Origin of the sequence: Clostridium sp. AN503, from assembly GCF_040719375.1 — a bacterium.
Classification (GTDB): Bacteria; Bacillota; Clostridia; order Lachnospirales; family Lachnospiraceae; genus Brotaphodocola.
In genome coordinates, this window is record NZ_JBFDTP010000001.1 from 1,558,379 (window position 1) to 1,582,816 (window position 24,438).

General features: G+C 47.0%; 21 protein-coding genes and 1 pseudogene. 16 read left to right on the top strand and 6 right to left on the bottom strand.

The window, feature by feature from the left end:
- Positions 1-19: 19 nt before the first annotated feature.
- The 7 genes from AB1I67_RS07080 to AB1I67_RS07110 all read left to right on the top strand — a co-directional run bounded on the left by AB1I67_RS07080 (position 20) and on the right by AB1I67_RS07110 (position 9,193).
- Positions 20-1,762 carry a glycoside hydrolase family 3 N-terminal domain-containing protein gene (locus tag AB1I67_RS07080; RefSeq protein WP_367029106.1) on the top strand — a complete coding sequence of 581 codons (1,743 nt, stop codon included), beginning with the start codon at positions 20-22 and terminating at the stop codon, positions 1,760-1,762.
- Between the two features lie 43 nt (positions 1,763-1,805).
- Positions 1,806-2,705 (top strand): sugar ABC transporter permease, encoded by a 900-nt coding sequence (locus tag AB1I67_RS07085; protein WP_367029107.1) that lies wholly within the window; start codon positions 1,806-1,808, stop codon positions 2,703-2,705.
- A 13-nt stretch (positions 2,706-2,718) separates the two neighbouring features.
- Positions 2,719-3,549, top strand: coding sequence for a carbohydrate ABC transporter permease (locus AB1I67_RS07090; protein WP_367029108.1), 831 nt, complete (start codon positions 2,719-2,721; stop codon positions 3,547-3,549).
- Between the two features lie 32 nt (positions 3,550-3,581).
- Positions 3,582-4,955: an extracellular solute-binding protein gene (locus tag AB1I67_RS07095; RefSeq protein WP_367029109.1), complete on the top strand. Its 1,374-nt coding sequence runs from the start codon at positions 3,582-3,584 to the stop codon at positions 4,953-4,955.
- A 16-nt stretch (positions 4,956-4,971) separates the two neighbouring features.
- On the top strand, positions 4,972-6,747 hold the full coding sequence (uidA, locus tag AB1I67_RS07100; protein WP_367029110.1) for a beta-glucuronidase: 1,776 nt from the start codon (positions 4,972-4,974) through the stop codon (positions 6,745-6,747).
- A 62-nt stretch (positions 6,748-6,809) separates the two neighbouring features.
- Positions 6,810-8,303 carry an FGGY-family carbohydrate kinase gene (locus AB1I67_RS07105; protein ID WP_367029111.1) on the top strand — a complete coding sequence of 498 codons (1,494 nt, stop codon included), beginning with the start codon at positions 6,810-6,812 and terminating at the stop codon, positions 8,301-8,303.
- 47 nt (positions 8,304-8,350) lie between these two features.
- Positions 8,351-9,193: an HAD hydrolase-like protein gene (locus AB1I67_RS07110; protein WP_367029112.1), complete on the top strand. Its 843-nt coding sequence runs from the start codon at positions 8,351-8,353 to the stop codon at positions 9,191-9,193.
- Positions 9,194-9,290: 97 nt separating this feature from the next.
- Here the strand turns inward: AB1I67_RS07110 and asnA are convergent, their stop codons facing one another.
- The 4 genes and pseudogenes from asnA to AB1I67_RS07130 all read right to left on the bottom strand — a co-directional run.
- Complete coding sequence (gene asnA / locus AB1I67_RS07115; protein ID WP_367029113.1) at positions 9,291-10,298, bottom strand: aspartate--ammonia ligase; 1,008 nt, start codon at positions 10,296-10,298, stop codon at positions 9,291-9,293.
- A 223-nt stretch (positions 10,299-10,521) separates the two neighbouring features.
- Positions 10,522-10,770: a DUF4368 domain-containing protein gene (locus AB1I67_RS07120; RefSeq protein WP_367029114.1), complete on the bottom strand. Its 249-nt coding sequence runs from the start codon at positions 10,768-10,770 to the stop codon at positions 10,522-10,524.
- A 3-nt stretch (positions 10,771-10,773) separates the two neighbouring features.
- Complete coding sequence (locus AB1I67_RS07125) at positions 10,774-11,367, bottom strand: recombinase zinc beta ribbon domain-containing protein (RefSeq protein WP_367029170.1); 594 nt, start codon at positions 11,365-11,367, stop codon at positions 10,774-10,776.
- Positions 11,359-11,613, bottom strand: a pseudogene (locus AB1I67_RS07130) (recombinase family protein); the annotation flags it as partial. The gene AB1I67_RS07125 and the pseudogene AB1I67_RS07130, both read right to left, overlap by 9 nt.
- Positions 11,614-11,871: 258 nt before the next feature.
- Between AB1I67_RS07130 and AB1I67_RS07135 the strand changes: the two are divergent.
- The 4 genes from AB1I67_RS07135 to AB1I67_RS07150 all read left to right on the top strand — a co-directional run bounded on the left by AB1I67_RS07135 (position 11,872) and on the right by AB1I67_RS07150 (position 17,732).
- Positions 11,872-12,087, top strand: a complete 216-nt coding sequence (locus tag AB1I67_RS07135; RefSeq protein ID WP_367029115.1) for a helix-turn-helix transcriptional regulator — start codon at positions 11,872-11,874, stop codon at positions 12,085-12,087.
- A 66-nt stretch (positions 12,088-12,153) separates the two neighbouring features.
- Entirely contained in the window at positions 12,154-14,919 is a 2,766-nt protein-coding gene (locus tag AB1I67_RS07140) for a type I restriction endonuclease subunit R (protein WP_367029116.1), read from the top strand.
- A 12-nt stretch (positions 14,920-14,931) separates the two neighbouring features.
- Positions 14,932-16,500: a type I restriction-modification system subunit M gene (locus AB1I67_RS07145; RefSeq protein ID WP_367029117.1), complete on the top strand. Its 1,569-nt coding sequence runs from the start codon at positions 14,932-14,934 to the stop codon at positions 16,498-16,500.
- Positions 16,501-16,502: 2 nt separating this feature from the next.
- Positions 16,503-17,732, top strand: coding sequence for a restriction endonuclease subunit S (locus AB1I67_RS07150; RefSeq protein WP_367029118.1), 1,230 nt, complete (start codon positions 16,503-16,505; stop codon positions 17,730-17,732).
- On the opposite strand, the gene AB1I67_RS07155 is transcribed toward AB1I67_RS07150, so the two are convergent.
- Entirely contained in the window at positions 17,725-18,273 is a 549-nt protein-coding gene (locus AB1I67_RS07155) for a restriction endonuclease subunit S (protein WP_367029119.1), read from the bottom strand. The genes AB1I67_RS07150 and AB1I67_RS07155 overlap by 8 nt on opposite strands.
- 370 nt (positions 18,274-18,643) lie before the next feature.
- On the opposite strand from AB1I67_RS07155, the gene AB1I67_RS07160 reads away from it, so the two are divergent.
- Entirely contained in the window at positions 18,644-19,672 is a 1,029-nt protein-coding gene (locus AB1I67_RS07160; protein WP_367029172.1) for a restriction endonuclease subunit S, read from the top strand.
- Here the strand turns inward: AB1I67_RS07160 and AB1I67_RS07165 are convergent.
- Positions 19,665-20,693, bottom strand: a complete 1,029-nt coding sequence (locus AB1I67_RS07165) for a restriction endonuclease subunit S (protein WP_367029120.1) — start codon at positions 20,691-20,693, stop codon at positions 19,665-19,667. The genes AB1I67_RS07160 and AB1I67_RS07165 overlap by 8 nt on opposite strands.
- A 215-nt stretch (positions 20,694-20,908) precedes the next feature.
- On the opposite strand from AB1I67_RS07165, the gene AB1I67_RS07170 reads away from it, so the two are divergent.
- The 4 genes from AB1I67_RS07170 to AB1I67_RS07185 all read left to right on the top strand — a co-directional run bounded on the left by AB1I67_RS07170 (position 20,909) and on the right by AB1I67_RS07185 (position 24,335).
- Positions 20,909-21,856 carry a site-specific integrase gene (locus AB1I67_RS07170; RefSeq protein ID WP_367029121.1) on the top strand — a complete coding sequence of 316 codons (948 nt, stop codon included), beginning with the start codon at positions 20,909-20,911 and terminating at the stop codon, positions 21,854-21,856.
- A 197-nt stretch (positions 21,857-22,053) separates the two neighbouring features.
- On the top strand, positions 22,054-22,473 hold the full coding sequence (locus AB1I67_RS07175) for an IS66 family insertion sequence element accessory protein TnpB (protein WP_367029122.1): 420 nt from the start codon (positions 22,054-22,056) through the stop codon (positions 22,471-22,473).
- Positions 22,418-22,735: an IS66 family insertion sequence element accessory protein TnpB gene (gene tnpB, locus AB1I67_RS07180; RefSeq protein WP_367029123.1), complete on the top strand. Its 318-nt coding sequence runs from the start codon at positions 22,418-22,420 to the stop codon at positions 22,733-22,735. Before AB1I67_RS07175 ends, tnpB begins: the two co-directional genes overlap by 56 nt.
- A 64-nt stretch (positions 22,736-22,799) precedes the next feature.
- Positions 22,800-24,335: an IS66 family transposase gene (locus AB1I67_RS07185; RefSeq protein ID WP_367029124.1), complete on the top strand. Its 1,536-nt coding sequence runs from the start codon at positions 22,800-22,802 to the stop codon at positions 24,333-24,335.
- The last annotated feature ends 103 nt before the right edge of the window (positions 24,336-24,438 follow it).

A 24,438-nucleotide genomic window follows, 5' to 3' on the forward strand; every position in this document is an offset into this window, starting at 1 on the left:
AAGGAGCGTGTGTAAGAACATGGTTGATTTAAAACAGAAGCCGTTTTATCTCTCAGAGCAGCAGATTCAGTGGGTACAGGAGACGTTGCAGGGCATGACGGTCGAGGAAAAAATCGGACAGCTTTTTATCATGCTGGACCGCAAAAAGGATAGGGAGGAAGCGAAACTCCTTTTTGAGAAATACCATATTGGCGGATGCCGATATCAAAATGAGCCGGCAGAAAAGATCTATGAGCAAAACCGGTTTTATCAGGAACACAGCAAAATCCCTCTCTTGATCGCGTGTAACTGCGATAACGGAGGCAGCGGGGCATGTTCTGATGGCACTCATATTGCAACGGCTGCGGCATGTGGGGCCACTGATGATGATACGACCTCCTGGAATGTCGGTTATGTAAGCGGTGCAGAAGGGGCTGCCGTAGGCTGTAACTGGGATTTTGGACCGGTATGCGACCTTCTCTACAACTGGAGAAATACCATTATCAATACTCGTTCTTATGGCAGAGTTCCGGACGAGGTGATCAAGAATTGCAGGGCTTACATTGATGGCGTCAAGCAGGGGGGGATGGCGGTATGCTGCAAACATTTTCCCGGGGATGGCGTAGAGGAATTGGACCAGCACCTGGTAATGGGGGTCAATACTTTAAGCTGCGAACAGTGGGACGAGACCTTCGGATATGTCTACAAGACTCTGATAGATGATGGGATTCCCAGCATCATGGTGGGACATATCGCACTGCCGGAGTATTCAAGGAAGCTTAAGCCTGGAATCCAGGACAGGGAGATCATGCCTGCTACGCTGTCTCCGGAGCTGTTACAGGGACTCCTGCGGGAACAGCTTGGTTTTAATGGTTTGCTGCTTACGGACGCATCCCACATGGCAGGGATGACTTCTGCCATGCCGCGCAGTATGCAGGTCCCATGTGCGATCGCTGCCGGATGTGATATGTTCCTGTTCTTTAATGATATCGAGGAAGACTTTGGATATATGCTGAAAGGCTACCAGGACGGAATCCTGACAGAGGAGCGTTTAAATGACGCAGTAACCAGAATTTTGGGATTGAAGGCATACTTAAATCTTCCTCAAAAGCAGAAGGAGGGAAGACTGGTTCCGCCAAAGGAGGGGCTTTCTGTCATCGGGTGTGAGAAACACCTAAAGATGGCGGCCATGGCGGCAAAAAAGAGCATTACACTTGTGAAGGATACCCACAAAAATCTGCCGGTATCTCCTGCTACCCATAAGCGGGCCTATGTGTATGTGATCAGCAGCCCGCCTGTATCACGGGGCAATAAAGCCGATCCGGTAAAGCAGTTGGTTCGGGAAGAAATGGAACAGTACGGCTACCAGGTGACCATGCACGATAGTTTTTATGATCTTTCCGTGAAAGGAGAGGTCAGCAGGGAAGAAGAACTCAGAACAGTCATTATTGGCAAGGTGGAGGAGTTTAAGCAGAAATATGATTGTGTATTTGTGTTTATCAATATGAAAGGCTATGCGCAGCAGAACAATGTGCGGCTGGAGTGGTCCATTGGGCATTCTGTGGAAATCCCATGGTATGTGAGGGAACTGCCGACCATATTTGTTTCGCTGAATTACACCAACCACCTGTTGGACGTCCCAATGGCAAAAACTTTTATTAACGCCTATGCTCCCACAAGGGAGGTGGTGCGGCAAACCCTGCAGAAGGCGGCAGGTGAAGCTTCCTTCGAGGGCCATTATGATGACAATGTATTCTGCGGAAGATGGGATACCAGACTGTAATATGTGTGTAATTGTATCAAAAAATAAAAAGGGGAGGTAACAGATGAACAAGAAATCGAAAAAGCGTACACGGAAAGAACTGTTGGTAGGCATGGGATTTATCCTGCCGAGTTTGTGTGGGTTTCTGGTATTTACATTCATCCCTGTGCTGATTTCACTGTTTTTAAGTTTTACCAAGTGGAACTTCATGGAAGGGTGGGGGGCGATCAAGTTCACCGGGTTGTCCAATTATATCCGGCTGTTTTCGGATGAGTGGTTTATCAATTCTTACAAAAACAACATTATCTTTACGGCAATTACGGTACCGGTTCTGATTGCACTGGGCCTGGTGATGGCAAGCATCATCAACAAGCACATCTGGGGAGGCGGCGCAGTGCGCACGATGATCTTTATTCCCTACATTGCCAGTGTCGTTGCTGTCTGTGCGGTGTGGATGGTGCTTCTGCAGCCCAGCTATGGGCCGATCAACCAGTTTTTGAGGCTTTTGGGAGTTGAGAACCCGCCGGGGTGGCTGGCGGATTTCAAATGGTCGCTGCCGTCTATTATGGTAATCTACATATGGCAGCAGGTGGGGTATTATTCTATCGTGTTTTTATCGGGGCTTAAGGGGATCCCGGAGGACGTATATGAGGCCGCGAGAGTAGACGGAGCGTCGTCTATACGCCAGTTTTTTTCTATTACGATCCCGTTGATCTCGCCGACTACTTTTTTCCTGACGATCATGGGGATCATTGGTTCTTTTAAAGTATTTGACCAGATCAGCGTCCTGACTCAGGGCGGTCCCGGGAGTTCCAGCTCTGTTATGGCGTACTATGTATACCGAACGGCGTTTGAATATTTTGATATGGGATATGCCAATACGCTGGCATGGGCGCTTTTTGTGCTGGTGTTTGTGGTGACGCTTATCCAGTGGAAGCTTCAGGACCGATTCACATTAGAATAAAGGAGGGAGTCAGATGAAGAGTAAAAAGGTAACAAAAGTGATTCTGACAGCCCTGTTCTGGGGAATTGGGCTGACCATGCTGATGCCGCTTATGTGGATGATCTCCACAGCCTGCAAGGTAGAGGCGGATGTTTTTAATTTCCCGATCCAGTGGATTCCACCCAGATGGAATTTTGTAGAAAATATGAAAGAGGTGTGGGGCGGCGAATATAATTTTGGTTTGTATTATTTAAACTCCATCAAAGTGACCATCCTTGCCACCTTCTTTCAGGTGTTCGTCTCCGCTCTGGGCGCTTACGGGTTTTCCAAAGTAGATTTTCCGGGCAGGGATAAGATATTCCTGGCCTATCTTGCCACGATGATGATACCGCCGCAGGTTACGATCGTTTCCCAGTTCATAATCATGCGGAACATTGGCCTGTATAACAGTCACATGGGATTGATCATGATGCTGGCCTTCAGTGTCTACGGTGTATTTCTTCTGCGGCAGGCCATGATGGCGATCCCGGAATCCCTGTCGGAATCTGCCAAGATTGACGGGGCAGGACACCTGACCATATTTTTCCACATCATCCTGCCGATGATCAAACCGTCTTTGGCTACTTTGGCAACACTTAAGTTTGTCTGGACCTGGAATGACTATCAGGCTCCTCTGGTATTTTTAAACAGCCGGGAGCTGTATACGATCCAGTTGGGCATGAAGCAGTTTGCATCGGAATCAGGAAGCTATTACTCATTGATCATGGCAGCCGCCGTTTCGGCGATCCTGCCGCTTGTCATCGTATTTCTATTCTGCCAGCGTTTTGTAGTCGACGGGATCGCTACAGGGGCAGTAAAGGGATAATAACAAACTATTTATTGAAGGAGGGTATCAGAATGAAAAAACACAACAGGATGATGGCAGCTATTATGGCAGCAGCTCTTGCAGCTTCGGTTTTGTCCGGATGCGGAGGGAAGACAAAAGATGAGGCGGGTACAGCCACAGGAGGAGCAGGCGGCCAGGAGGCTGCATCTGCAGATGAGACAGTAAATCTGCGCTTTGTGTCATGGCAGACTGCATACAAGGATTTGAATGAGAAGGTTGCAGAAGCCTACACCAAAGAACATCCCAACATCACGGTCACATTTGACTATTATGGAGATATGACGGCTACTGAGTATTACAAAAAAGTGGATCTGATGGTTATGGGCGGCGAGGAGATGGATATCTTGATGACATCTGCATTCCCGGAGCATGCACAGCGGGCGGGTTCCGGCGCGTACCTGCCGCTTGAGGAATATTTTGAGAAAGAGGGAATCAAGCCAGAGGATGCATATGCGATCGTACAGAAAGTTGGCGGCAAGATGTATGGCATTCCGGGAGACTTAAAATCATGGTTTGTCCTGATCAATAAAGATTATCTGGATGAAGCAGGACTTCCGGTACCGGACCTTGACTGGACCTGGGATGATTACCGCGATTATGCTGCAAAGCTGACTCAGGGCGAGGGCGCTAATAAGCGTTATGGAAGCTATTTTCACACATGGGATCATTATGACTATATGGGAATGTGGTCCAATTACCCGGATAACCCCATGTTTAATGCCGATATGACTGCAGTGAATTTTGACCATCCAATGTACAAAGAGTGGCTGCAATTCCGCAGTGATCTGGAGCAGGCAGACAAGAGCCAGGTTCCGTATGCAGATGTGACTTCCATGAATATGAACTATCGTGACAAGTTTTTCAACGGACAGATCGCTATGCTTCCGATTGGAAATTTCATCGTTCCGGAGTTGGACGACCAGGATAAATACCCTCATGATTTTGTTGCCACGTTCGCGCCAATCCCGGCATGGAAGGACGCGGAACCGGGCACCACATACACAGAGTCTCATTTTTATTCCATCAGCAAGACGTCCAAGCATCCCCAGGAGGCGTATGATTTTATCCGCTTCTATACAACAGAGGGCATGAAGATCCGCGGAATCAGCGTTTCGGCTGAAAAGGGCGCCGACAAGATGGAATTCATGAATATGCAGATTGAAGAACCGAAATATGTGGATGTCGAGGCATTGGAGAAGGTTATGAACAATCCGGCATGGAAGGATAACGTATACCAGAATGTACCTACTTACAATAAAGAAATGTCTCAGATGATGGTTGAGGAGTGCGCAAAGTTCCTTTTAGGGACAGATACGCTGGATAATGTGGTAGATTCTATGATGAAGAAAGGTACTCAGATGATGAAGGAAAAAGGCGCTGATTAATTAGGGGGGACATCGTATGCTATATCCTGAAATGACAAAAAGCCGCATGGTTTTTGACTTGAATGGGGTGTGGGATTTTAAGCTTTTAAAGGCGGACGAGCAATATGCGCCGGGGGAGAATGCTCTGTGTAAAGATATGATCCCGATGCCGGTACCATCCTCTTACAATGATATTTATGAGGGAAAGGCGTTTGCGGACCATGTGGGGGATATGTTATACAAAAGGAAGCTTACGGTGACGCATCAGATGCTGGAGGGCCGTCTGGTCCTCCGGTTCGGAAGCGTTACTCACAAGGCGGAGGTGTGGCTGAATGGAGAATGTCTGGGAAGCCACCGGGGCGGATTCCTGCCGTTTCAGTTTGACATCACCGGGAAAGCACGGGAGGGAGAAAATGATCTTGCAGTGGTGGTAAATAATATTGTGGACAGCACAACTCTCCCTGCGGGCAGAGTTGTACGCCAGAAATTCCCCGGACTGCCAGAGGAGATACATAATCTGCCCAATTTTGACTTTTACAATTATTCGGGTATTATGCGCCCGGTATGTCTTTACACGATGCCCAGGCAATATATTGAGGATATTACGGTATATGGCAGGATGGACGGCTCCTTTTCCTGGGAAACAGTCTGCCGGGGAGACGGTGAAGTAACTGTAAAAGTGTTGGATCCTTCCAGTAAAGAAGTGTTTTCAGCAGGCGGGAGAACTGGAACGGGACAACTGGATTCCGTGAGTCTTTGGGCGCCGGAACATCCTGCGATGTACAGACTGGAGGTTACGCTGAAGGGGACGGACGGGGAATGGGACTGCTATGAAGAAGCGTTTGGATTTCGGGAGGTGGAGATACGGGACTGCCATCTCTGCTTAAATGGTAAGCCTGTTTACTTAAAGGGTTTTGGCAAGCATGAGGATACGCCTGTCCGTGGGAGAGGCTTTGATATGGCGTACAATGTAAAAGACATTGCGTTGTTAAAATGGATTGGAGCCAACTCGTTCCGGACCAGTCATTATCCTTACTGTGAGGAAATGCTGCGGCTCTGTGACCGCGAGGGAATCCTGGTCATTGATGAAGCCCCGGCAGTGGGACTCCATACAGGTTTTTCGGCAACTGGTATGCTTGGAGGAAAACCAGAGGGTACGTGGTCTCAGCTTAAGACAGCCGGGCATCACCGGGAAGTCCTGCGGGATATGGTGGAACGGGATAAAAACCATCCCTGTGTCGTCATCTGGAGCGTTGCCAATGAACCGGCCAGCGAGGAGGATGGTGCGAAGGAGTATTTTGAACCTCTCGTGCGCCTGACAAAAGAGCTGGATGTGCAGAAGCGCCCGGTGACACTGGTAACCTATGAGGGTTCCAGCCCGGAGGCCTGCAAAGTGGCTGAGCTGTGTGATGTTATTATCATAAACCGTTACCGGGGCTGGTATGATACAGAGGGAAACCTGCCCGGAGCCGCGGCGCTTTTGAAGGACGAGCTGGAACGTTTTCACCGGCGCTGCCCGGATAAACCCATTATGCTGGGGGAGTATGGGGCAGACACAATTGCAGGTCTGCATGATATAAACAGCAGGCTGTTCAGCGAGGAATACCAGGCAGACTTTTTAAAAGCCTACGGGGAGGTTTTTGACTCTCTGGCTTATATCACCGGGGAGCATGTGTGGAATTTTGCCGACTTTGCTACAGCGGAAAATATCAAGCGGGTGAATGGAAATAAGAAAGGTGTATTCACCAGAGACAGAACGCCGAAAATGGCGGCCCATTTCCTTCGGAAACGTTGGAAGGGCGCCGGTTACTGACTTGGCAGAAAATTGGTATGTGGTATGAACGGATAGCGGCGAGGAGAAAGTGAGGGACAGGTATGGGAATTGCTGTATTGGACATTGGCACCTCCAGCATGAGGGGCATCTTATACGATGATCAGGGCAATAAGCTTTTTACGGAGCAGACCGGGTATTCACCGGTATATCTGCCGGGAGACCGGGTGGAGCAGGCTCCGGGGGACTGGAAGGAAGCTATGGAAAAGGTCATGAAAGCCTGCGCCGCTTATGCGGGAGGCCATGGAGTCCCTGTCCAGGCAGTATCCCTGACTTCCCAGCGATCCTCAGTCATTGCCGTCGATGAAGATGGGGAACCGATTGGAAATGCGATTATGTGGCAGGACAAGAGGGTCCTGCCGCTGCTTGAAGAATTGAAGCCATGCAGAGAGCGGATATTCGCTCTGACAGGAAGCCTCATCAATCCGGTATTTTCCGGATCTAAAATGATGTGGATAAAACGGTGTATGCCGGATCTATATGGGAAAGCCAGCCGTTTGGTGGTGATCCCCGACTATATTGTTCATGAAATGACAGGAAACTGGGTGACAGATGCGACCTATGGCAGCCGTTCCCTTTTGATGAATCTGCACACACGCTGCTGGGACAAAGAGCTGCTGAAACTGTTTGATGTGGATAAGGAAAAGCTCTGTACCATCATAGAGCCGGGAAGCGTGGCGGGTACCGTAAGCCGGGACTGCGCCGCGCGGACCGGACTGATGGAAGGAACGCCGGTCATCAGCGCCGGAGGAGACCAGCAGTGTGCTGCCCTGGGGATGGGGATATTAAATCGGGGAGACTTAGAGGTATCCGCGGGAACCGGAGCGTATATCATTGCGGCGTCAGGAGAAGTTCCTCCGGGATTGCAGCCTGATGTGATCTGCAACGCATCCGCTGTGCCGGGAGAGTATATCCTGGAGTCCAGTATCCTGTCCTGTGCGTCGGTATTTAACTGGTTTTTGAGGATTGGTTACGGAATGACGGAGGAAAACCGGAAAGAAGCATATGCCGCAGCGAACGAAGAGATCAGGCAGTCGCTTGCAAAAGAGGATGCCCCCATGCTCCTTCCGTTCTTTCAGGGAAGAGGAACTCCGGATTGGAACAGCCGTGCAAAAGGCTGTCTCAACAATCTGACCCTGGGCACCACACGGGGGGATATTGCCCGCAGCATTATGGAAGGACTGGGCTATGAGATAGAAGCTAATATTGATGCCATAAAACGCTATACAGGAAGTGCAGGGCAGATTGCCTTGTGCGGCGGTCTGGCAAACAGCGATGTGTTCTGCAGGATCCTGGCAGGGATATGCGGCAGAGGCATTGATACATATTTGGACAATGAGGCAACTGCGATTGGGGCATGGATGTCGGCATCCGTCACACTTGGCCTGTACCCGGATTACAAAACGGCGTTTTGCATGGGAAGGCAAAAGCACCCCATGCGCAGTACGGAAATGGACAGGAGTATGGCGGAGCATTACAGTACAGGGAAAGCAGACTACCGGAAGCTATATCGGCAAATGTATCCTGAAATGCCATGACAACAGACTGCTAATTCATTGTACTCCATAAAATTGGGGGGATCAGGATGACTGAAATATTTGACAGTTTCAAAAAGAAAAAAGAGTATCTGGTCTGTATTGATTCAGACGGCTGTGCGATGGATACCATGGATATCAAGCATTTCCGGTGCTTTGGACCCTGTATGATCCAGGAGTGGGGACTTGGTCCCTGGAGAGATGCGATTCAAAATCGATGGAATGCGATCAATCTGTATACCATGACCAGAGGGATCAACCGGTTCAAGGGCCTGGAGATCGCGCTGTGTGAGGTGGATAGCAATTACAGGAAGATTGAGGGGCTGGATGAGCTGGTCAAATGGGTGGAATCAGCGAAAGAGCTTTCAAATGATAGTCTTGTGAAGCATATGAAAGAACATGAGGCTCCGATCCTTCTGAAGGCGCTTGCCTGGTCTGAGGAGGTGAACCGACAGGTGGAACAGCTTCCAGAGACGGAGAAGGTGCCCTTTGGCGGAGTACGCCTGGCAATAGAGGCACTCCACCGGACCGCGGATGTTGCAGTGGTCTCTTCGGCAAACCAGCAGGCCATCATGGAAGAGTGGGAGACCCAGGGACTGCTGCGCCATACGGATGTGGTGCTGTCACAGAATGCAGGCAGTAAGGCGTACTGTATCAAACGGCTTCTGGATCAGGGATACGAAAAGAACCATGCCATGATGATCGGGGATGCGCCGGGCGACCGGGATGCAGCCGCAGCCAATGGGATCTTGTTTTATCCGATTCTGGTAAAACGGGAGCATGAGTCCTGGAAACGGATATTAGATGAAGCGCTGGACCGGTTTGTGAGCTGCAGCTATGAGGGGGAGTACCAGGAACGCCTGAACCGGGAATTTGAGGAAAATCTGGCGTAACAGACAGCACTTTTCATAAGAGAAACAGAGAAAATAACATGCCCATCCTGTCAGCAGCAGGATGGGCATGTTTCTTAATGACAGATAATAAATAAAATCACAGCAGAATAATCTTATTCTCCCTGCAAACCTTCCTCATATCCTCCGGCCACAGGCTTGCCTGGACTTCCCCCACATGAGCGCGGTCCAAAAGGAGCATGCACAGACGGGACTGGCCGATGCCGCCGCCGATGGTGTAGGGCAGCTCACCGTTTAGGAGCATCCGGTGGTAAGGAAGGCTTCTGCGGTCCTCGCAGCCGGCTTTCTTAAGCTGCTCCTCCAATGCCTTTTCATCCACGCGGATTCCCATGCTGGAGATCTCCAGTGCACACCCGAGCTGTTCATACCAGAACAGGATATCGCCGTTTAACTGCCAGTCATCATAGTCCGGCGCGCGTCCGTCATGGGGCTCGCCGCTCTTTAGCTTGTCGCCGATCTTCATCAGGAATACACAGCCGTATTCCTTGCAGATCAGATTCTCACGCTCCTTCGGCGTCTTGTCCGGGTAGCGGTCCTCCAGCTCCTGGGAGGTGATAAAGGTGATCTTGCCGGGCAGATGCTTCGCGGCATCCGGATATTTGTACCAGACCTCATGCTGCATATGCTTGATGATCTTAAAAATCGTATTCACGGTCTCCTGCAGGGTTTCGATGGTGCGCTGCTCTTTGGTGATGACCCTTTCCCAGTCCCACTGATCCACGTAGCAGGAGTGAAGATTATCCAGCTCCTCATCGCGGCGGATCGCGTTCATATTGGTGTAAAGGCCTTCGCCCGGCTGAAAATCATACTCCTTCAGCGCCATGCGCTTCCATTTTGCGAGGGAATGGACAACCTCGACGGTCTCGCCGGACATGCCTGCAAGGTCGAACTGCACCGGGCGTTCCACGCCGTTTAAGTTATCATTTAAACCGCTGCTCTGTGTTACAAACAGTGGTGCAGAGATACGTTCCAACCGCATTTCCTTTCCAAACTCCTTCTGAAAGGTATCGCGTATGTATTTGATGGCCTCCTGAGTCTCGCGGACAGTAAGATGCGGATCGTAGTCTTTCGGAATGATAAGTCCCATGGATGAATCCTCCTGAATCGTTCTATGAAACCTTATAAATCTTAAAAAACTTAAAAAATATAAGGATATCTTATGTATAGTATCATTATTGTGGGAAAATCACAAGTGGTTTTGGAAAATCTATAAAGCAATCTATAAAGCGTTTGAGCAGATGGCAGATGATTTTTCTCTGCCGTTCAATGGTCTGCTTGTCCTCGTATTGCTCCAGTTCCCCGATAAAGTTCTATACAATCTGTATCTTTTGTCTGCGGTGTCCGCTTGACTTATCCGGCGCATGGACGATGATTTTCTTTACAAATTCATTGACGATTGTAGGCGTTAGTTCCCGTATTCCCACATACTTGCGGATTATAGCGGCGAAGCTGTCAAAATCAGACTTGTCCTGTTCGTAGGTATCAACAGCGGCTTGCTCTTTCTGGACAAATGCCGTCAATTCCTTTTGCTCCGCTTCATACTCTGCGGACAGCTTCAAAAATCACTCATGGCTGATTGTGCCGTTTATATCGTCCTCATAAATCCGCTTGAAAATACGGTCAAGTTCGGCAATCCGTTTCCTTGCCTGTTCCAGTTCTTTTTTCTGCCGATTTACTGCCTTTTCCGCTTCTGTAAATCTCTGTTGATATACGATTTTCTGAAAGCCCTGTATATCATCAATGAACATAGCCGTTACGTCAAAAATCCTCTGCCGGACAAACAGCTTCAAGGTTTCCTCTCTGATGAAATGTGCGGAGCAAGTACCCGTATTGCTCTTGTAATTGGAGCAGACATAATGCCCCAGTTGCGGCGTGAAGCTGTTTGTCGTACAGAAGTACAGCTTTTCGCCACAGTCAGCACAATAGAGCAAACCAGAGAACAATCCTTGCCGTCCTGTCTTTGTGGGGCGGCGTTTGTTTGCCCGTAGTTCCTGCACCCGTTCAAAAACTTTTTCCTCAATAATGGCAGGTTGGGTATTGGGGAAAATCCGCTGATTTTCGGGAGCGTTTTGCAAACGCTTTTTCAACTTGTGGGATTTGGAATAGGTCTTAAAATTGACTGTACAGCCTTCTCCTGCGTTGCCCCTTGACTGCATGACGGCTCTAATTTTCTTGCTCGTATCTCGTGCGTAAAAATCGTTGAACAAATTTCTGAAAGGGGTAAACTCGTTATCGCCCTTTGCGCGGTCCACGCCGTCATTGATTGCGATATAGTGAATATCACGCTCGGCAAAGAAACTTTCCGTATAATATCCTACTTTCAGATAGTCACGCCCCATGCGGGACATATCCTTGACAATGACAGTCTGGACTTTCCCCGCTTCTGCAAGGCGTATCATCTCATTCCAACCGGGTCAGTCGAAAGTCACCCCAGAAACGCCGTCTTCAACGAAAAATGTAGGATTGGGAAAATCGTTGTCTGTTGCGTATTTGAGCAGGATTTTCCTTTGAGATAAGATTTGTCAAGGGTATTTTTTCTTTAGAAGCACGACTATATTTTAGGATTATATTACAGCGATAGCAAACAAAACATTTGAGTTTTCTACAAAATCATGCTATACTGTGTTCAGTTATAATTTCCCTTGAATGGAGGAACTGGAATGAAAGTCAGCTACAAAAAGCTCTGGAAAATACTAATTGACCGGGATATGAAAAAAAGAGATTTGGAGAAATCCGCCGGGATCAGTCATTATACCATCAATAAATTGAACCACGGCGACAATGTAACTACTGATGTTTTAGGGAAAATCTGCAAGGCATTAAATTGTACAATAGACGACATCATGGAATTTGTTGACGAAGAACACTTAAAATAAAAAGAAGTTTTCACGGAAGAACAGATTGCTTCAGAAAAATAATCCTCAAGTATAGGAGTTGAAGATATGTCATACCAAAGCGAAGCTGCTCTTGAGCAGCAACTTATAGATCAATTAAATAAACAAGGATACAACACCGTAACTGTTCCTGATTATGATGCTTTAGCAGAAAATTTCAAAACACAGTTTGCAGCTTTTAATGCGGCGAAGCTCGACCATCCTTTAAGCGACAAGGAATGGGAGCGTGTATTTAACATTATGCTCGGAAAATCTGTTTTCCAGAGTGCAAAAATCCTTAGAGACAAATTTGTGTTGGAGCGTGAGGACGGGACAAAAATATATCTCTCGTTCTTCGATGCCGACCACACTAAGAATATTTTTCAAGTAACAAACCAAACAACTGTTGTTGGGAAATATGTCAATCGCTATGATGTGACAATCCTCGTCAATGGTCTTCCCCTCATTCAAATTGAATTGAAGCGGCGTGGTATTGACATTCGGGAAGCTGTTAATCAGGTAATGCGCTACAAAAAACATTCTTACAACGGGCTGTACCACTTCATTCAGCTTTTTGTAGTGTCCAACGGTGTGGATACAAAGTATTTCGCTAACTCCGACAGGGATATGCTTCACAGCCTTGCTTTCTTCTGGACGGACTTCAACAATGTGCGTATTACCAACCTGAAAGAATTTTCAATCTCTTTCTTTGCAAGGGATCACATTGTTAAGATGCTGACGAGATATACGATTTTGAACGACACGGACAAGTTGCTCATGGTAATGCGTCCCTATCAGGTTTACGCCGTAGAAGCTCTTGTCCGTCAAGCGACGCTTACCAACCGCAACGCTTATGTATGGCATACAACCGGCGCAGGAAAGACGCTAACTTCCTTTAAGACGGCGCAGATCCTCGCAGCAAATCCCAATATCAAAAAAGTTATTTTCCTTGTTGACCGAAAGGACTTGGATTCTCAGACCACAGAAGAGTTCAACAAGTTCGAGAACGGCTCTGTTGATGCGACTGACCGTACCGATGTCCTTGTAAAACAGATGCAGGACAAAAACCGGCAGCTCATCGTTACGACAATGCAGAAGATGGCAAATGCAGTGAAACGCCCTCAGTATGCAAAGATCATGGACGCTTACAAAGACGAGAAAGTTGTCTTCATCATTGACGAGTGTCACCGCAGTCAGTTTGGGGATATGCACAAGGACATCGTTCGGCATTTCCAGAAGGCACAATTCTTCGGTTTTACCGGCACACCCCGTTTTGAGGTAAACGGCAAAACAGAAGGAAAAATCACACAGACAACAGAAATGCTGTTCGGGGCATGCGTACATAACTATCTCATCAAGGACGCAATCTTTGACAACAATGTTCTCGGCTTCCATATCGAGTACATCAAGACGATGGAAGGCGATTTCGACTGGGACGATCCTACAATGGCAGATGCGATTGATGTAGGGGAACTCTATATGTCTGAGGAACGGATGTCGCTGATTGCAAACCATATCGTCCAAAACCATAAGGCAAAGACGAGAAATGGTCAGTACACAGCAATCTTCGCTGTCTCTTCGATTGAAGCTCTGGTCAAATATTATGATATTTTCAAGAAGATCAAGCATGACCTGAATATCAGCGGTATCTTCTCTTATGGTCAGAACGAAGAAGCAGAGGGCAAAGATGAGCATAGCCGGGACGCTCTGGAACGGTTTATCAAAGACTATAACGAGATGTACAGCACAAACTTCTCAACGGATACATTTGCTGCTTACCATAAGGATATTTCAGACCGTGTGAAAGGCAAGAAAACCAAGGCTCTTGACATCCTTCTTGTGGTAAATATGTTCTTGACGGGCTTTGACAGCAAGCAGTTGTCCGTCCTCTATGTGGACAAGGATTTGAAATATCACGATCTACTGCAAGCCTATTCACGAACCAACCGTGTCGAGAAAGAAACGAAGCCCTTCGGTATCATCATCTGCTACCGCAATCTGAAAAAAAGAACAGATGACGCTCTTACCCTGTTTTCCCAGAGCCATGATACCTCCGGCATTGTTGTTCCTGACTATCCCTATTTCGTGGAGAAGTACAATGAAATGGTTACTCGCCTGAAAGAGATCGCTCAGACGCCGGCAGACATCGACACCATGCAGAGCGAGGAAGATCAGAAACTTTTCGTTGAGACCTTCCGTGAGCTGACTAAGTATCTGCAATCGCTTCAAACCTTCATTGAGTTCAGCTTTGACCACGACTCTCTCATCATGAGCGAGCAGGAGTATCAGGACTACAAAAGCAAATATCTGATGCTGTATGCAAAGCAAAAGAAAGACCGTGAGGTTGTTTCCGTCCTGAACGATGTAGATTTCTGTATTGAGCTGATGGAGAGCGACCGGATCAATGTTGCCTATATCATGAACCTTATCCGCAACATCCATTTCGATGATGCCAAGCAGAAAGACTATGATATTAATCACATCAAGGAAGAGCTGGGCAGAACCGACAATCCGCAGTTGCTCCGCAAGGTTGAGATCCTGCAAGCTTTCTTAGATCGTGTTGTTGTGGGGCTTGAAAGTGCAGACGAAATTGACGCTGCCTATAATGACTTTGAAAATGAAGCAAAGCGTGAAGAAATCGTTGCCTTTGCACAGACAGAGGAAATTGATCCCACCATGCTGACCGACTTCATCTCAGAATATGAATTTTCCGGCACAATGGATGCAGGAAACATTCGTGACCGTATCGAAAAACCAATGCCGCTGCTGAAAAAACGCTCTCTGGTCAACAGAATTGTGGACTTTATCCGGCAGCACACCGAAAAATATCAATAAGGAGAATATAAAATGGACAATAGTATTCAGGCACATCAGAAAGAGCTTTGCAACAAGCTCTGGGCGATGGCAAACGCACTCCGGGGCAATATGGAGGCGTATGAGTTCAAGAACTATATCTTGGGCATGATTTTCTACTACTACCTTTCAGATCGTACCGAGAAATACATGGCTAATCTTCTGAAAGACGACGGTATCAGCTATGAAGAGGCTTGGGCGGATGAGGAATACAAGGAAGCCGTTGTAGAAGAAGCTCTGCGTGATCTGGGCTTTATCATTGAACCACAATTCCTGTTCCGCAAGATGGTAAAGATGGTCGAAAATCGTTCTTTCGACATCGAGTTTTTGCAGAAGGCAATCAACGCTCTCATGGAGTCTACCATTGGAAACGATTCACAGGAAGACTTTGACGGGTTGTTCTCTGATATGCAGCTTGATTCTACTAAGCTGGGTCATACCGTCAAAGACAGAAGTGCTGTTATGGCAAAAATCATTGCTTCTCTGGAGGAAATCAACTTCGGCGTGGATGACACAAAGATTGATGTTCTTGGTAATGCCTATGAGTATCTGATCGGACAATTCGCCGCAACAGCCGGTAAGAAGGCTGGCGAGTTCTACACTCCTTCAGGTCCTGCCGAGCTGCTGTGCCGTTTGGCTTGCCTTGGGCTGACCGATGTCAAGGACGCAGCCGATCCTACTTGTGGCTCTGGCTCTCTGTTGCTGCGCCTCAAGAACTATGCCAATGTGCGTAACTACTATGGTCAGGAGCTTACCTCAACGACCTACAACCTTGCTCGAATGAACATGATTCTTCGTGGCATTCCCTATCGTAACTTCAACATTTACAACGGGGACACTTTGGAGCATGACTATTTTGGAGATATGAAATTCCGTGTTCAGGTCGCAAATCCTCCGTATTCTGCAAAATGGTCTGGCGATTTGAGTTTCATGGAAGATCCCCGTTTCAACGAATACGGCAAGCTTGCGCCGAAGAGCAAAGCTGACTTTGCCTTTGTTCAGCACATGGTACATCACATGGATGAGGACGGACGAGCAGTCGTCCTGTTGCCTCACGGTGTCCTGTTCCGTGGAGCTGCTGAGGAAGTGATTCGCAAACACCTTATCCAAAAGTTGAATGTGCTGGATGCTGTGATCGGTCTACCTGCTAACCTCTTCTTCGGCACAGGCATTCCGGTGTGTGTCCTCGTCCTCAAGAGGGAGCGTAACGGCAATTCCGACAACATCCTGTTTATTGATGCCTCCAATGATTTTGAAGCCGGTAAGAACCAGAATATCCTTCGTGAGTGCGACATTGACAAGATTGTTGAAACCTATGAGCGTCGTGAAGATGTGGACAAGTACGCTCATGTTGCCACTATGCAGGAGATTGAAGAGAACGGATTCAATCTCAATATTCCCCGGTATGTTGATACCTTTGAGCCGGAAGAAGAGATTGACCTGAACGAAGTGGCTGCGGAAATCCGCAAGCTGCAAAGCGAAATTAAAGACATTGATGCAGAACTGAAACCATTTTTTGATGAACTGGGACTTGATTTCCCGTTTGAAGTGGAGGGCAAATAATTATGGCAAATGTATCCTCAAGTAACGGTCTCGAAAAGCGTCCGAAGCTCCGCTTTCCGGGGTTTGATGAGCCGTACAGAACGAAACCATTAGGTAAAATAGCTTCTCTGGTTAATCGTACTGATCCTGAATCAAATGCGCCCATTATGATGCTCAGTGCCGGAAATGGCTTCATTATGCAGTCCGAAAAGTATTCCAGAGAGAATGCCGGACAGAGCCTCAAAAAATACATTCTCCTGAAACAAGGCGAATTGGCGTATAATCACGGCGCATCTAAGGCTAAACAGTTTGGCTGTTGCTATGAACTTACTGAGCCAGAAGCACGAATCCCCTATGTGTATCATTGCTTCAAGGTCATGGATGCAGAATATACGCCATATATTGCGATGGCTCTCAACAATGCGAAAATGGACAAACAGCTTAAACGGCTTGTATCATCAAGTGTTCGCATGGACGGATTGCTCAACATTTCCTTTGAGGATTATATGAGCGTGACGCTTCATCTTCCTTCATCCGATGAGCAGAAGCGTATAGCCGATTTCCTCAAAAAAATTGATAAGCGCATCGCCGTGCAGGAAAGACTTCTTGCATCCCTCAAGAAGTATAAAAGAGGTGTCATGCAGCACATCTTCCATCAGCATGACAATCAGGACGGCGAAGTGTGGACTTGCGTTCGGTTAGGCGACATTTTCAAAAAAGCATCGCGTCGGAATACAAACGGTAAGGTGAAGAATGTAATAACCAACTCTGCTGAATGCGGACTTATTCCTCAGCGTGACTTCTTTGATAAAGATATTGCGGTCGATGGAAATACCGCAAATTACTATGTTATTGAAGAGGGCGATTTTGTTTACAATCCAAGGAAGTCGAATACCGCACCATACGGGCCGTTTAACAGATATACCCTCAGTGAAAGAGGTATCATATCGCCTCTATACACTTGCCTTGTGCTAAAAGCAGACATAAACCCCTCATACCTCGCATGGTATTTTAAGAGTGATGCTTGGCACAGATACATTTACGATAACGGCTCACAAGGAGTTCGTCATGACCGAGTATCTATGACAGACGATTTACTCATGGGTATTCCGGTATTGTTTCCTGATCAAGCAACACAACAAATATATGCGGATATGCTTGATAAGGTAGAGTTTCGGCTACAAGCAGCTCAAAAGGAATATGAACTTCTGATAAAGGCGAAAGACGGTTATGTGCAACAGCTCTTTACATGAAGAGCTGCTGCATCAATCCTTTCTTTGTAGAAACGAGTCTCTTTAGAATACTCTCTTGCGTGAGTAAAGTTTTCTCTATTACAGCCAGAAATTTCACTATTTGTTCTTGTTCTGAAATAGATGGCAAGAGAACATCCTGATTCAAAACAGTTTTGCGATCAATCCCTTCAATCAACCCCGTAGCAGACTGCTTCATCTTCTCAGAGAGATGAAGTGTGAGATAAAAGCAAAACTCCTTGATCATCGTTTCGTGAGGACGCAAAGCCATAAATTGCCTTGCTATATGCACTTTTTCTTGAGAAAGCATTACTACTGCACCAGATCCAGAGCCTTTACATACAAGTAGCGTATCTCCATAATAAGCGAAACACCGAGGTGTAGTTGTCCATCTTGAGACAACAGATTTACCATCGACAATACAACTTGCTCCCGTCATGTAAGGCGTTCCTTCCCCATGATCATTGTAATCAGATGGGGCAAAATCCTGACCAGATTGAAGAGTGATCAGCTCGCTCAATTTATGACTTTCCCATTTCGGCATATTCTCAGCAAGAGTTAATTCTTGAGTGAAAAGGCTCTTAATGGCTCCTCTTTTATACTTCTGACTAAGTACGCAGAAAAGCTATGAAAAAAGACAAAATCCCTTACAATAGCGGAAACTCTCTGCTATTGCAAGGGATTTTGCTTTAAGTTCTTGCTCCTGTTCAGTTGGAAAATAGACCTCAAGTAACGGTCTCGAAAAGCGTCCGAAACTCCGCTTTCCGGGCTTTGACGAGCCGTGGAAGGCGGCACTCCTTTCGGACTATTTTTCCAAAAATATCAAGAAAAATGCTGATGGTGCGATAACCAATGTTATCTGTAATTCAGCAAAGCAGGGGCTTATTCCGCAGCGTGACTATTTTGATAAGGACATCGCAAACAGCGATAATACAGATGGGTACTATATTATCGAGACAAATGATTTTGTTTATAATCCCCGAAAATCTACCGATGCACCCTACGGTCCCATAAGCAGTTATAAATATCCAAAAGCAGGAATAGTGTCCCCATTGTACCTGTGCTTCCGAGCAAAGCAGGAGATCAATCCTCTGTATTTTGAATGGTACTTCCGTTCGTCGGCATGGCATCGGTATATCTATATGTCCGGTGACAGCGGTGCAAGGCATGATAGGGTGAGTATCAAGGATGATACTTTTTTTGCAATGCCCATAAATATCCCCCCAGCACAGGAACAGGATAGAATTGCGTTGTTCCTTAATGCCATAGAGCAAAGGATTGATAAACAGCGTTCTTTGGTTGAAGCCCTCAAGAAGTATAAAAGAGGAGCCATTCAGCGAGCATTCTCCGAAAGAAAAGAAAACGACAAAGCTCGTTATCCCAAATGGAAACTATCATCTTTTGGTGAATTTTTTACAGAGCAAACGATAAAGACATCAAACAGCCCAGACACGCCTTTAGTCAGCCTCACTGTTGAGGATGGAATAATACCCAAAACAGAACGTTATTACCGAGAGTTTCTTGTAACTAAAGAGGGGGACACCTACAAAGCAATCAAGCCCGGTTGGTTTGCATATAATCCTATGAATGCCCATCTGGGAGCAATCGCCCCTAATCATCTTGGATATACTGCTGCTGTTTCAGGCTATTATAATATCTTTTCTGTAAATGAAGCTGATACTATTAGTTTCTGGGAAGAATACCTGACATCGTACCCCATGCTAATTCACTACAAGCTCATCGCTACGGGATCGCTTATTGAAAAGCAACGAGTGCATTATTCTCAGTTTGTTGGCATTCGTCGGAGTTTACCGTCAGTGGAAGAACAAAAGCACTTGTCCAAGTTATTTCAGACATTAAATGCAAAAATAGCAAATGCCGAAAGCATAGAGCGCCAGTTGGTTAGAATGCATATCTCCCTCTTGCAGCAGCTTTTTATATAAAGAGCTGTTGTTGCAAACCGGCTCTAATAGAAAGCAGGTATTCAAGATTGTTTTGCGCTCTATCTGCCCTCTGGTCAAATGCTGACAAAAAGGCTGCAATGCGACACTGCTCTTCGTAGATGGGCAAGATAAGTTCAATTTCTCGGCACTTTTCTTGATTTAACTTAGGTTGTGCTGTGCCAGTGTTGTAGCGTGTATAATCAAGACTTTCAAGTAGCTCACATAAGAACTTGATGTTTTGTCCGGCTTTAGGGCGCATTACATGAGCATGATTATTTACCCAATATTTTCCCGCTGCGATAAAGCATAACGGAGTGCTACGATTAAGAATATTTGCCCCATCTTCACCAAGAAGAAGTAATGGCTCATCGAAAATATAATCATCAATGTAGTCAATGATGCCGGATGCGCCATAATACGGGTATCTTCCTTGCCTTTTGGCTCTGTCTGCACTTTCAAGCGGTTTTCGTTGTCCGTCGAGAAAATCCACTGCATCTTGCAACGTGCAGGTTATCCATTTTGGATATGATTTTCCATCAACATCAGAGAACATTATTTGATGTGATAGAATTGCCGATACGAATCCTCTTTTATACTTCTTGAGGGATGCAAGAAGTCTTTCCTGCACGGCGATGCGCTTATCAATTTTTTTGAGGAAATCGGCTATACGCTTCTGCTCATCGGATGAAGGAAGATGAAGCGTCACGCTCATATAATCCTCAAAGGAAATGTTGAGCAATCCGTCCATGCGAACACTTGATGATACAAGCCGTTTAAGCTGTTTGTCCATTTTCGCATTGTTGAGAGCCATCGCAATATATGGCGTATATTCTGCATCCATGACCTTGAAGCAATGATACACATAGGGGATTCGTGCTTCTGGCTCAGTAAGTTCATAGCAACAGCCAAACTGTTTAGCCTTAGATGCGCCGTGATTATACGCCAATTCGCCTTGTTTCAGGAGAATGTATTTTTTGAGGCTCTGTCCGGCATTCTCTCTGGAATACTTTTCGGACTGCATAATGAAGCCATTTCCGGCACTGAGCATCATAATGGGCGCATTTGATTCAGGATCAGTACGATTAACCAGAGAAGCTATTTTACCTAATGGTTTCGTTCTGTACGGCTCATCAAACCCCGGAAAGCGGAGCTTCGGACGCTTTTCGAGACCGTTACTTGAGGTTTATAATGCCTTGATTATCCCTCTATCAGATAATATCCGTGGAGGTGGTCAATATGACTCAAAATACACAATTCAAGACGCTGTTGAACACTTGGTTAAATCAAAAGAAACCAATGATCACACCGTCAACCCACGCCAGTTTTACGCTGATAGCCGAAAATCATTTGATACCGCACTTCGGCAAGCGTAAAATTGGCAGCATCACCGAGCCAGATATTCAGAGCTACATATCGTATCTCTACGAGTCTGGTCGGCTGGACAAATCTGGCGGTCTCACTGTAAAGACCATTCGAGATGTGATTCTCGTGCTGCGGCTTGCTATGGAGTATGCCTACAAAGAGAGGGCAATACCGCTGCTCAACTGGGACTTAATAGAGTACCCCAAAGAGCTGGGCATCAAAAAGGTGATTTCTCTGTCTAAAGATCAGGAGCAAGCTCTAATTCAGTGCATCTACATGGATCTGAACCGGAAAACTGCCGGTATACTCATCGCACTGTTTACCGGTGTGCGGATTGGTGAACTCTGCGGCTTACAGATGAAGGACATCTCTCTTGCCGATAAGACCATCAATATCAACAAGACTGTCCAGCGTATCTATGACAAAAAGAAGGGAGCGTCCTATCTGCACATAGGACCGCCCAAAACCAAAACATCAGCTCGGACAATTCCTGTTCCGTCTCTGCTCATGAACATCATCAAGAAGTTTTATACGGAAAATCCCAACCATTACTTCTTGACAGGGAAAACAAAGCCGACAGAGCCTCGCACATACCGTCAATTCTTTTCCCGTTTTCTGAAACGGAACGGTCTGGAAAAGGTGAAATTTCATGAAATTCGCCATACTTTTGCCGTGAGGGCAATCGAGATACCTGAGTTTGATATTAAATCTCTCTCGGAAATCTTAGGGCACAAAAATGTGTCCTTTACGCTGAATGTCTATGGCAGTGCAAATCTCCAACAGAAGGTTAAGTGTATGAACTTATTAAATGATCTTCTGTAAAAATTGACGGGCAGGACGGAATTTTACCGTTCCTGCTCGTGTCTTTTTGCAGTCTTTTATACTCAGCCGTCCGCTCCTGCTTTGTAAGCGTCAAATAAGAACGTGTAGTGAAATATTTGGCGTTCTCCTGTAAACTTGGGGTTAGAGTTTTTAGAGTTCACTCCTAAAACTCTAAATCCAGATAAAGGAGAATACCCATGAACATTTCCGCTTTAACTCCGGATAAACAGGTTAAATTTCAGTACTGGCTGGATGTGATCCGGCAATGCAGAGCCTCCGGCCTGACGAACCAGGCATGGTGCGAACAGCATGATATCTCTTTAAAAAGCTATTATTACTGGATCGCAAAAATCCGGAAGCTGGCGCTTGAGGAACTGCCTCGAAAGAATCATGGAAGCAGGCCGGTAATGGAGCAGACTGTACCGGCGCTGGATGCGGCCCCGGAATTTACGGAGGTATCCTTTTGCGGCAGACAGGATTCCAGCGCCGCTCCTGCAGCAGTAATCCACATCCATACCGTGACTGTTGATCTCTTTGGGGATACGCCCCGGGTACACGGATATGAGAAAACAGCTGGACGGTCTGATCGATATCATCCAGTACAGCTTCCGGCTTGACCCTTACAGCAATTCCCTGTCCCTTTTCTGTGGGAAACGGGCGGACCGGATCAAGGCAGTCCATTATGAAGGAGACGGTTTCTGCCTTTTCTATAAGCGCTACGAAAACGGCCGTCTCCAATGGCCGCGCACAGGTGAAGAAGCCAGACAGATCTCCCATCAGCAGCTCCGCTGGCTGTTGGAAGGCCTGAACCCGGAGCAACCAAAAGCTGTTCGCAGCCGGACTCCCCCGAAACCTGAAAAACCCGGAAATTCCTTATAAATACTGGAAAATCCTGCTGTTTTATGGTACAATGGCTCTATCAGAACAGGAAGGTTTTCAGCCTATGCCGGATACAGAACAGGAGTACAAAAAGCAGATCAAAGAACTGGAACAGCAGGTCCGGCTCCTTAGGGAGCAAGTTGCTTTCCTTACCCGTAAACTTTACGGAACAAAATCGGAGAAGACGTCTGTCCTTGAAATAGAGGGACAGATGTCTCTTTTTAATGAAATGGAATCCTGTGCCGGTCTGGATGCCCATGAACCGGATCTGGCGGAAGTCGAAAAACATCTGCGGAAAAGGAAACATGCCGGCCAGCGGGAAAAACTGATAAAAGACATCCCCCGCAGCAAAGTGCTCCCCACGATCGACGAAAGTGAACAGATCTGTGAAAGATGCGGAGGCGCCATGGTAAAAGTCGGAGAGGAGTTTGTCCGTACTGAGGTACAGTTCATCCCTGCCAGTCTCAAGGTGATTGACCATTACCGGGAAACCTATGAATGCAGGACATGCCGCAAAAACGGAACACCTTATATGGAGAAGTCCCCGGTGCCCTGTGCCCCGGTCATGCACTCCCTTGCGTCTGCTTCCACGATCGCATGGCTCATCCGCCAGAAGTTTGAACCGGGCATCCCATTATACCGCCAGGAAAAGGAATGGGAGGCCTTGGGCCTTTCCCTGAGCAGGGCGACGATGTCGAACTGGCTCCTGGCCGCCTGTCGGGACTGGCTTTCCTGTGTGGTCTCCCATCTCAGGCGGGAACTTCTGAAACAGGAGTATCTGCACATCGATGAAACCCACGTACAAGCGCTGAAGGAACCAGGGAGGAAGAACACTTCGGATTCTTATATGTGGGTATACTGCAGCATCAGGGACTGCAAACAGCCGGTCCGGTATTTTGAGTACCAGCCAGGGAGGGGCGGGAAATATCCGGAAGCATTTTTAAAAGGCTATACCGGATATATCCATACGGATGCTTATTCCGGGTACAATGGGGTGAAAGGGGTTACAAGATGCCTGTGCTACACCCACCTGCGCCGCGCTTTTGTGAACGCGCTGCCCAAAGACATCCATGACCCGGAAGCTTCCAAACCTGCGGAAGCAGTCGTTCGCCTGAATAAGCTGTTTGAGATAGAAAAGGAACTGGACGGTCTTCTCCCGGAACAAAAGAAAAAGGAACGGATCAACCGCGAGAAACGGCTTCTCGAGGCTTTCTGGTCGTGGGCAGAGACAAGTTCTGCCGGAGAACTGCCAAAGTCGAAGCTTCATACAGCTTTCCGATATGCCCTGAACAACCGACAGGAATTCTTCAATTATCTGGAAGACGGGCACTGTTCGATCAGCAACTCACTTGCGGAGAACTGTATTCGTCCGTTTGTGATCGGCCGGAAGAACTGGCTGTTTGCGGGAAGTCCGAAGGGTGCCGCGGCAAGTGCAGGAATCTACACGCTGGTCGAGACAGCGAAAGCCAATGGCCTGAATGCAATGAAATATATCAAATATATCCTGTCAGATATGCCGGGGAGTAGATTTCTTGAAAATCCGGAATATCTGGATGACTATCTGCCATGGGATCCCATGGTACAGGAACGGTGCCGATAACCACTGCCCTCTTAGCATAGAGTGTTAGTGGTTATTTTTCTATCCACTATCTTATTTGACGCTTACCTTATAAAATGAGGGCTTAAGATTCCGAGAAGTTATA